General features: G+C 56.6%; 8 protein-coding genes. 2 read left to right on the plus strand and 6 right to left on the minus strand.

Annotated elements, in window-relative coordinates; translation table 11 throughout:
- Positions 1-49 precede the first annotated feature (49 nt).
- The 3 genes from FN633_RS03455 to FN633_RS03465 all read right to left on the minus strand — a co-directional run bounded on the left by FN633_RS03455 (position 50) and on the right by FN633_RS03465 (position 3,652).
- Positions 50-1,372 carry an MFS transporter gene (locus tag FN633_RS03455; protein WP_154056750.1) on the minus strand — a complete coding sequence of 441 codons (1,323 nt, stop codon included), beginning with the start codon at positions 1,370-1,372 and terminating at the stop codon, positions 50-52.
- 272 nt (positions 1,373-1,644) lie between these two features.
- A complete protein-coding gene (gene yhjD, locus FN633_RS03460) occupies positions 1,645-2,685 on the minus strand; it encodes an inner membrane protein YhjD (protein WP_154056751.1) in 1,041 nt (346 codons plus the stop codon).
- A 58-nt stretch (positions 2,686-2,743) separates the two neighbouring features.
- Positions 2,744-3,652 (minus strand): LysR family transcriptional regulator, encoded by a 909-nt coding sequence (locus FN633_RS03465; protein WP_154056752.1) that lies wholly within the window; start codon positions 3,650-3,652, stop codon positions 2,744-2,746.
- A 118-nt stretch (positions 3,653-3,770) separates the two neighbouring features.
- On the opposite strand from FN633_RS03465, the gene FN633_RS03470 reads away from it, so the two are divergent.
- Complete coding sequence (locus tag FN633_RS03470) at positions 3,771-4,529, plus strand: SDR family NAD(P)-dependent oxidoreductase (RefSeq protein ID WP_154056753.1); 759 nt, start codon at positions 3,771-3,773, stop codon at positions 4,527-4,529.
- Positions 4,530-4,554: 25 nt separating this feature from the next.
- Here the strand turns inward: FN633_RS03470 and FN633_RS03475 are convergent, their stop codons facing one another.
- The gene (locus FN633_RS03475) at positions 4,555-4,953 is read right to left on the minus strand and encodes a YdeI family stress tolerance OB fold protein (RefSeq protein ID WP_154056754.1); all 399 of its coding nucleotides are present in this window, start codon (positions 4,951-4,953) and stop codon (positions 4,555-4,557) included.
- A 226-nt stretch (positions 4,954-5,179) separates the two neighbouring features.
- Between FN633_RS03475 and FN633_RS03480 the strand changes: the two genes are divergently transcribed.
- Positions 5,180-6,778, plus strand: a complete 1,599-nt coding sequence (locus FN633_RS03480; protein WP_154056755.1) for an STY4199 family HEPN domain-containing protein — start codon at positions 5,180-5,182, stop codon at positions 6,776-6,778.
- Positions 6,779-6,794: 16 nt separating this feature from the next.
- On the opposite strand, the gene FN633_RS03485 is transcribed toward FN633_RS03480, so the two are convergent.
- Both FN633_RS03485 and FN633_RS03490 read right to left on the minus strand, forming a co-directional pair.
- On the minus strand, positions 6,795-8,444 hold the full coding sequence (locus tag FN633_RS03485; protein ID WP_154056756.1) for an alpha,alpha-trehalase: 1,650 nt from the start codon (positions 8,442-8,444) through the stop codon (positions 6,795-6,797).
- Between the two features lie 236 nt (positions 8,445-8,680).
- A complete protein-coding gene (locus FN633_RS03490) occupies positions 8,681-9,118 on the minus strand; it encodes a CopD family protein (protein ID WP_154056757.1) in 438 nt (145 codons plus the stop codon).
- Positions 9,119-9,178 lie beyond the last annotated feature (60 nt).

Genomic DNA, 9,178 nt, shown 5'->3' on the forward strand with positions numbered 1-9,178 from the left:
GCAGGAGCTATAGGCCCGGCGGCGTTAGCGCTACCGGGCTTTTTTATGCTTAAAGAGACTGGTTTTTGGTTTCGTGGGTCAGCACCAGCGCAATCAGCGTCAGGGCTGCCATGGCCGCCAGGTAGACGCCCACGTAGAACAGGCCGTAGTTGGCGGTCAGCCAGGCGGCAATGTACGGTGCCACCGACGCGCCCAGAATAGAGGAGACGTTGTAGGAGAACGATGCCCCGGTATAGCGTACTTCGGTCGGGAACAGCTCCGGCAGCAGCGCACCCATCGGGCCAAAGGTCAGCCCCATCAGGCTCAGACCAATCAGCAGATAGGCCATTACCATCGCCGGGCTACCTGAACCCAGCAGCGGCGGGAAGACAAACAGCGCAAAGATAATGATCAGCGAGGTGATAACGATCATGCTCTTGCGACGACCGTAGGCATCCGCCAGCAAGCCAGCAATCGGCACCATCACGCCAAAGCCAATGACCGCCAGCATCAGCATCCACAGCACTTCGTTACGCGGCAATCCAAGGCCCACCGGCGCAGGTGCGGTGCTGTAGGTCATGGAGTAGACGGTCATGATGTAGAACAGCGTGTAGGTTGCCAGCATGATAAAGGTGCCCAGCACGGTGACGCGCATGTGCTTGGTCAGCAGCGTGCCCAGCGGGATCTTCACCTGCTTCTTGGCCGCGGCCACCTTAGCGAACACCGGTGACTCATGCAGGGAGACGCGGACGTAGAGACCGATCAGCACCAGCACGGCAGAGAAGATAAACGGCACGCGCCAGCCCCACTCCATAAACTGCTCGTCGGTCAGCAGCCATGACAGCAGCAGGAAGGTGCCGTTAGCAAAGAAGAAGCCGATGGGCGCACCCAGCTGCGGGAAGGAGCCATAGAGCGCACGCTTGCGTGGCGGGGCGTTCTCGGTCGCCAGCAGCGCCGCGCCGCCCCACTCACCGCCGAGACCCAGGCCCTGACCAAAGCGCGCCAGCGCCAGCAGCAGCGGAGCAAAAATACCGATGGTGGCGTAGCTCGGCAGCAGGCCGATCAGCACGGTGGAGATACCCATCGTCAGCAGGGACGCCACCAGCGTGGCTTTACGCCCGACGCGATCGCCAAAGTGACCAAACACCGCAGAGCCGATTGGACGTGCCACGAAGGCGATAGCAAAGGTCGCCAGCGACTGTAGCGTGGCGGCCGTCGGGTCACCCTGCGGGAAGAAGATGTGCGGAAAGACGATGACCGCCGCGGTGGCGTAAATATAAAAGTCGAAAAACTCAATCGCCGTACCAATGAGCGAGGCGATGACAACTTTATTACGCGAGTTGACCGGGGGGCTTTCCTGTTCGTGATCGAGCGTTGTGGCGGTAGCTTGCATAGAATTTTCTTATTTTTGGCGAACGAAGGGCCATATTACGCACAGCAAAAGCGACATTTCAATCTGTAACAGGGCGAGCGGGTGGCGATAAAAACGGCAAAAAGTGAATAATTTTCATGCCTGAGTTTTCGCATCTATGAAATGCTTCACAGAAATTGGATATCAGCATATAAAACCAGTTTTTGGTTAAATAAAAGTTACGGACTGGTTTTTAATGCTGAAATGGGGAATTGGGCTGAAACTTTGCTTTTTGATTCAGCCCAATAGTGCGGTTAGAGGGTCTCTTTGCCTGGCATTTTCACGTCGTCTTTGTACTCTGCGGTGGCGATCCACGCCGCGCAGAACAGCGTCAGACGGGCGAAGAAGTAGAAGAAGGCCATGATACCGAGCACGGAGCCAAACGCCGCACCTGACGGGGAGGTCACCAGCGAAGGCAGGGTCCAGGTCATGATGAGCTTAATCACTTCAAAGCCGACGGCGGCAATCAACGTCCCGCGAATCAACGCCTTCTTGCGTGGGCGGTGGCGCGGTAGACGCCAGAAGATCCAGAAGAAGAGCAGGAAGTTCGCGCAGATAGAGATCGCGAGGCCAATCAAATGCCAGACCGGTTTAAGCCAGCCGATGTAGTCCAGATAGAGCGCAGAGATGATCCTCTCCTGCGCCGCACCGGCGATAGAGGTGATAGAGAGGGTGATCACCAGCGCCACCAGCAGGCCAATCAGGGAGATAAAGTCGCGGAAATATTTTACCCAGATCTTCTCATCGTCCTGAGGCGTACGCTCCCACTCGTCGCGGGATTGGGCGCGAATTGCCTCACGCAGGTTGCCCATCCAGTTGATGCCGGAGTAGAGCGCGACGGCCAGGCCGACAATCCCGACGGTGGTGCGCTGCTCTACGGCGGTTTTTATCGTATTGCGCAGCGTATCGGCCAGGGTGCGGTCGCTAACGTTAAGCAGGATCTTGTTAAAGATGTCCTGCAACAGCGTCGGGTGAGAGACCAGCACAAAACCCGCTGCGGCAAACGACACCATCAGGATGGGGATCATCGACAGGAACGAGAAGTAGGTGATGGCTGCCCCAAACTGGTTGCCCATCCGGTCATTAAAGCGCTCCGTGGCGCGGATCAGGTGCGCGACCATCGGGCGGCGCTGGATCTTCTCAGCCGCTTCGGTGACCGTCTCCACCACGCCCTCTGCTTTGCCGTTCAGCAGCGGCTCTGACTCAGCTTCGGGCTTATCGGTAGTATCGACCTTTTTAACAGGTTCGTAGTCCAGGTGCGGGACGGGTCGCTTGGCGCTATTTTCCGGGGTCATCGGTACGGCTTCCTTCTCTGCTTAGCGTGATGTACCGCAAATTATAGACCCTCATCACCTAAGCGGGTGAATCGACGTACTCCTTCATGACGCTCGCCAGCCACTCCATAAACAGGTGCACCCGCCGGGAGAGGTTACGGCGATGGGGATAGATCAGCGAGACTGGCATGGGCTCGGCCCGGTACTGGGGTAGGATCTCCACCAGCGTGCCCTGGCGCAGAGCATCGCGCACGCCGGTACGCGGCACCTGGATAATCCCCAGCCCCGCCAGGCACGCCGCATGATAGGTCTCGGTACTGTTGACCGTCAGAATGCCGCCGGTTTTGACCCACCGCGTGGTACTGTCCTGATATAACTCAAAGCCCTGTGGCCGCGTGCCGAGGTGGACGGCGTAGTGCACCACCGCATGGGAAGAGAGATCCTCCAACGTTTCCGGATAGCCAAAACGCTCCAGATAGCTGGGGCTGGCGCAGTTGACCATCGACAGCCTGCCCAGCGGGCGAGCGATCAGCCCGGAATCTTTCAGCGTGCCAACGCGCACTACACAGTCAAAGCCTTCGCGGATCACATCCACCAATCGGTCGCTGCTGCTGAGTTCAATTTCAATGCCGGGATACTGCTGCACAAAGGCAGGCAGGCGCGGGATCACCAGATTACGCGCCACCCCCACCGGCATGTCTACCCGCAGCTTGCCGCTGACGCTGGTGGGATCGTGGATAAACAGGCCGTCCAGCTCGTCGAGGTTAGAGAGCAGATCCTTAGCGCGTTCGTAGTAGACCATGCCGTCCTGAGTGAGCTGAACCCGGCGTGTGGTTCGGTGCAGCAGCTGGGTACCGAGATGGTTCTCCAGGTTTTGGATTTGACGCGAGACGCTGCCTTTCGGCACGCCAAGGGAATCGGCGGCGCGGGAAAAACTCGCCAACTCCGCAACACGAACGAAAAGCTGCATTGCGTAAATTTTATCCATCCTTGCCACCTATTGTTGTCATCAATGAAACAGTGAAGTGTATTCAGCAGGCTTTATTGATTATCTACCACCTAATAAGCTCTTTCTCAATCACCCACCATCAGAAATGAGGTTTCTTATGACGCATCGTATTGCATTAGTGACCGGCGGCAGCCGTGGACTGGGAAAAAATGCCGCATTGAAGCTGGCCGAGAAGGGCGTGGATATTATCCTGACGTGGAATAGTCGTGAGGAGGATGCCCTTGACGTGGTTCGTGAAATTGAGCTGAAAGGCGCGAAGGCCGTGGCGTTGCAGCTCAACGTCGGCGATAGCAGTAGCTTCGAAAACTTCGCCCACCGGGTACAGGAGCAGTTGAAAAAGACCTGGCAGCGCGACACCTTTGATTATTTAATAAACAATGCCGGGATCGGCATAAACGCTGCCTTTACGGAGACCACCGAGGCGCAATTTGACCAGCTGGTGAACATCCATTTCAAGGGACCATTCTTCCTTACTCAACATCTGCTGCCGCTGATTAAAAACGGCGGACGGATCCTGAACGTATCCAGCGGGCTGGCCCGCTTCGCGCTACCGGGCTACGCCGCGTATGCCGCGATGAAAGGGGCGATGGAGGTGTTAACCCGTTATCAGGCGAAAGAGTTGGGGGCACGCGGGATCTCGGTGAATATTATTGCACCGGGGGCCATTGAAACCGATTTTGGCGGGGGCAGAGTGCGGGATGACCAGCAGCTAAACCAGTTTGTCGCCGCGCAAACGGCGCTAGGCCGCACTGGATTACCGGATGATATCGGCAGCGCGATAGCGGCACTGCTGAGCGATGAACTGGGGTGGATGAACGCCCAGCGCGTCGAGGTGTCAGGCGGGATGTTCCTGTAAGAGAGGGGAAAGGCCTACGAACGCATTACTCTTTCTGCAGTCGGTGCACTTTAATCTGGGCTGGCTTCTGTTTCTTATCCAGCGAGCCTCTAATGCCGACCAACTGATCCGAGTCGATCTCTCGACCGTCAAAGACCGCCATTGGAATATAGACGTCTACCTCACCGGTTTTATCGCGGAAGGTATACATATCATTCCCTTTTTTAGCGGTGAGGTGCCCACGCAGGGAGACAGAACCACCGTCATGCATGTCCAGTGCCTGCTTAACGTTCATAGTGCGAGCATCTTCGATACCGCGATAGCCGTCGTCAAGCTTATGCGGCGGCGGTGGTGCTTTATCCGTATTCAGTCCCGGTGAGTCTTCGGCCAGTGCCGGAAGGGTGAATAAGGCGGCCACCGTGGCGGCAAGTAACATTTTCTTCATAGATACTCCTTTCGCATGTGCCTCAAATATCTCTGTACTAAGCCTGGCATAGGAAATTCCGCTCTGGATAAGGAATGCTCTGTTTTATTTCCCTTTCTCTTTTCTTACCTGCATCACTGATATTTACTACAAAGTGGCTTATGATTTAACTCACTGGAATCTAACATAAATTAAGCTGCGTAGACGGCTGGCATTAACTTTCGTTAATTGTGGTTAAGGGAAAATAATGACACACAGCACATCGCTCAGGAATCGCGAACAATTCGAAACCTGCATCGGGATTATTCGCCAGGCGTCTATCGAAATTCTGTTATTACTGGATGTTCGCGTAAGTGAAGGGAAGGATCCGCGCTGGTTTCTGGAGCAGCTGGAAAACGCTCGTCTGGGCCTTGGCGGCTGGGGGGCAGTGGCGCAGCGCCTGAAGCTCAACGATGCCGAGCTGACGCAGTTCACCATGCAGCTTCGCCATCTTCAACAGCTGGTTCCTCAGTATGAAAACGGCCAGGACGTCAGTGAAAACCAGATGATTGCCGCGCTGCGCTTTGTCGCCGCTCTGGAGCATCTTCGCCTGCAGCAGCCTCTGCTGACCTATCCTACCTCAACGGAAACGGTCAACGGCGAAGCACAGCTCAAGGGGCTAGCCCAACTGCGCGCGTTGGAGTTAATGATTAGCGGACTGGTTTATGCCGCGTGGCCGGATGGCGTCAAGCTGCGTAACCACCTGAAAACCCAGTTTGGTCAGGATCGCGTGCGCCGCTGGTTAAAGCTGGGGGAGCGCAACGACGTGCTCAGCGGAATGCTATTTAGCGAGCTGGCGCTGATGCTGGTGGATAAAAAAGAGTTCTCCCGCCACTACGCCCCGCTGTTTAACGATAGCTCGGTACTGACGCTGTTTGCCGACCCGCGCAAAACCCTGCAAACCCTGCTCAATGATATTCGGCAGATCCGCAATACCCTTACCGCCCAGAAGCCGCTCTCTGCTATCCAGCTTACTATGCTGGATAGCTACTATCCGCAAATGGCTGCCCCGGTTCAGCGCGCCTTCAACGAGGGCCGCACCACCGTTAATCCTTCCAGTCTGCTCACCACCGACGTAGACGAGCTGAACGCTTTTAAAGCGCGAGCGGTTAAAAAGGCAGGCGCGGGAGGGGATATTTTCGAGGTGGGGGAAGATATCGAGCGACCTGAACGCCGTGCCGTTCGCTCGCCGGAGCAGCGTATCCGCCTTGTCTCAGGCATTCTCTGGGGCGCGGTTGGCGTGATGGTGCTGGTAATGATCGGCGGTGGCTTCATGCTGATAAACAGCACCCCTCCCGCACGGGCGGTAAGTGAGCCGCCAGCCCAGGTGCAGGTGCTGACCGACACGCAAAATGAGCAAGTTACGCCGACCTCGCGCATGCAGCTGACCCGCATGGGCATCACGTGGGATGAGAGCAACCTTCGCTCGGCGATAGACCGCAACGATACCCGCGTCGCGCAACTCTTTTTAAAAGGGGGGATGGACTGGCAGCTCTCCTGGACCGAGCAGGCGCTATCGACGGGTAATGATGAGGTGCTAGCCCTGCTGCTGCGCTACCAGCGTCAGATGGTTGAGCCGCGCCCCTGCCGCCGTTTTACCACGACGCTCAGTCACGCGATGCTAAACGGGGAAAAGCTTACCGGGCAGCGGAAAGAGTACCTGCGCGCATTCTGCACACGGTCTGCCGTAGTGGATCGCCAGCGCTACGAAACCGAGCAAGCAAGGATACGTAATAAAGCGCAGCCCGATCAGAGTACCCGCCAGTGGCTGGCGATCCAGACTGCGATCTATAACGTTATTCGTTAAGGGTAAACCGGGGGCGCTACGGCTCCCCGTACAGGCCAATCAGGCGGCGTATGACGCCGTTACTCCAGCCAAAGCCGTCCTGCAACGGATACTCACCGCCGCCACCTTCGCGCGGCGTGCCGCTGGCGATATGATACTTCTCGATCAGCTTGTGGTGCTGCTGATAGAACCCGTTAACGGTATTGAGCCAGCTATGGGCAATCTGATCCCCGAGCTCATCGTTACCGTAGAGCTTAAAGCCTTGAATAGCCATCCACTGCAGCGGTGCCCAGCCGTTGGGTTTATCCCACTGCTCGCCAGTCTCGTACTCCGTGGCCATCATCCCGCCTGGGGTCAGCAGGCGCTCGCGCACTGCGACGGCGATGCGATCGGCCTGCTCATGGGTAACCATACCGACGTAGAGCGGCACGATGCTCGCTGCTGAGAACAGGGCCTGCTCGCCGCGACGCCAGTCATAGTCGCGGTAGCAGCCTTTCTCGTCATCCCACAGGTAACGGTTCACCGCTGCCCGGCGATCGCTGGCGCGCTGGCGGAACATCGCCTCGCCCTCACGGTCACCCTTCAGCCCGGAGAGGTTAGCAATAGTGCTCTCCAGCTTGAACAGGAAGGCGTTCAGATCGATAGGAATGAACTGCGTGGTGCGGATGCTGGCCAGACGCTGGGTATCACGCAGCCAGCGGGAGGAGTAGTCCCAGCCGGACTCTGCGCCTGCGCGCAGATCGCGGTAGACCTCATTCGGTGGGCGGCCCGAGTGCTTCGCCGTTTCCACGTCTTCGATCCATGACTCATCCCTGGGCGTATCACGATCGTCCCAGTAGCGATTGAGCAGGGAGCCGTCGGGCATACGCACCGCATGGCGGTAGGCCTGGTTGTGATTCAGCGATTCAGAACCGTCCATCCAGAAGGCGTACTCCATCAGCAGATGCTCATAGTAGCGTTTCGCCCCACGCACGCCGTCCTCTTCAAATAGCTCTACCATCAGCGCGAACACCGGTGGCTGGGAGCGGCTCAGGTAGTAGGTACGGTTACCGTTCGGAATGTGGCCATACTTTTCAATCATCCATGCGAAGTTATCCGCCATACACTTCAGCAGATCGTTACGACCACTTTCGGCCAGCCCCAGCATGGTGAAGTAGGAATCCCAGTAATAGGTTTCGCTAAACCGGCCGCCGGGCACGATATAGGCCTGCGGCAGCGCCAGCAGCGACGACCAGGGGATGTGATCCTGCGGCTCGCGGGTTAGCACCGGCCACAGCTGATCGATATGCTCTTTCAGCGAGTTTTCTGGATTAGAGACATACTGGCTGTCCATCTGCTGCGGCAACCAGAAGTGTCGTGTAATAAACAGGCGTAGATCGAAGTCAGGCCTGCGCTTGATACGACGATAGCGGATCAGGATATCGAGCGGATCCATTCGTGGCGCGCAGTCAGGGAAGGTTTTGCTGTCGGCAAAGAGGCCCGACGACTGTACCTGCTCAAACAGTTCCAGATAGCGATCGGCAGGGGTCAGCGCGTCGGAGGCGGGCATCCCCTCGATCATCTCCGGTTCCGGTTCCGCCTCGATCATTTCATCCAGTTTTAATTCGCGCGGATCGGTCTCGTAACAGATCTGTTCATCGATCTCGAACTCAACAGAGTCAGCAAACTTAATTTTCTGGTTGAACATAGCTGTGGCGACCTCCGGATGGCGTCGTAAAAAAAGGCGGGTATTTTCCCGGTTATTATTTAAGTCTAAAGTTTAGTCATTTGATATGAGTATTGAAGTACAAAGTGTGCGCAAGATCACAATTACAAGCGGTAATTTGTAAAGCGATATAGAATAAGTTTTTGTTTTTAAATACAAAATTGTGACATTGCAGCCTGACTAAACAGACTGCATTTTCAGAGCATTCAAGATAACGTTTAGCCGCTAAACGGTTTTACTACCGCTAAAGCCACAACGACGATAACGGCCACCACAGTGAGCCATGCAGCGTTGCGTGCCAGCAGGGACACGGTAGAGGTTTCACCGGTTGCCAGTCTGCGCAGCGACCCCGACAGGATGCCATGCACCGCCGAGAGGAACACCAGCACCGCCAGCTTAATGCCCAGCCACAGCGGCAGCAGCCAGTCGCCTTTTAACATCAGAGCGATACCCAAGGCCCACAGCAGGATCATCGCCGGTGACGTAACGAACCGGTTCCAGCGACGCACGTACTCTAACAGGGGATTACTCTCCCCTTTTGCCACCACGCTGTGGCTCTGGGACCATGCCGCGACGACCGCTGCCATCATAAAAATGCCGCCCAGCCAAATCACGCCCGCCATAATATGCAGAGCGTCTAACCAACGGTAGTCCATCGCTTTCCCCTAAGCTGTAACCCTATTGTTGTAATTGAGATCATACTCCGGGCCTGGGGA

The organism is Pseudescherichia vulneris (assembly GCF_902164725.1).
GTDB classification, from domain to species: domain Bacteria; phylum Pseudomonadota; class Gammaproteobacteria; order Enterobacterales; family Enterobacteriaceae; genus Pseudescherichia; species Pseudescherichia vulneris.

Coding starts and splice junctions, on each gene's coding strand:
- FN633_RS03490 (WP_154056757.1), bottom strand. CDS start 9,118: ATGGACTACCGTTGGTTAGACGCTCTGCATATTATGGCGGGCGTGATT.
- FN633_RS03455 (WP_154056750.1), bottom strand. CDS start 1,372: ATGCAAGCTACCGCCACAACGCTCGATCACGAACAGGAAAGCCCCCCG.
- FN633_RS03465 (WP_154056752.1), bottom strand. CDS start 3,652: ATGGATAAAATTTACGCAATGCAGCTTTTCGTTCGTGTTGCGGAGTTG.
- FN633_RS03470 (WP_154056753.1), top strand. CDS start 3,771: ATGACGCATCGTATTGCATTAGTGACCGGCGGCAGCCGTGGACTGGGA.
- FN633_RS03485 (WP_154056756.1), bottom strand. CDS start 8,444: ATGTTCAACCAGAAAATTAAGTTTGCTGACTCTGTTGAGTTCGAGATC.
- FN633_RS03475 (WP_154056754.1), bottom strand. CDS start 4,953: ATGAAGAAAATGTTACTTGCCGCCACGGTGGCCGCCTTATTCACCCTT.
- FN633_RS03480 (WP_154056755.1), top strand. CDS start 5,180: ATGACACACAGCACATCGCTCAGGAATCGCGAACAATTCGAAACCTGC.
- yhjD (WP_154056751.1), bottom strand. CDS start 2,685: ATGACCCCGGAAAATAGCGCCAAGCGACCCGTCCCGCACCTGGACTAC.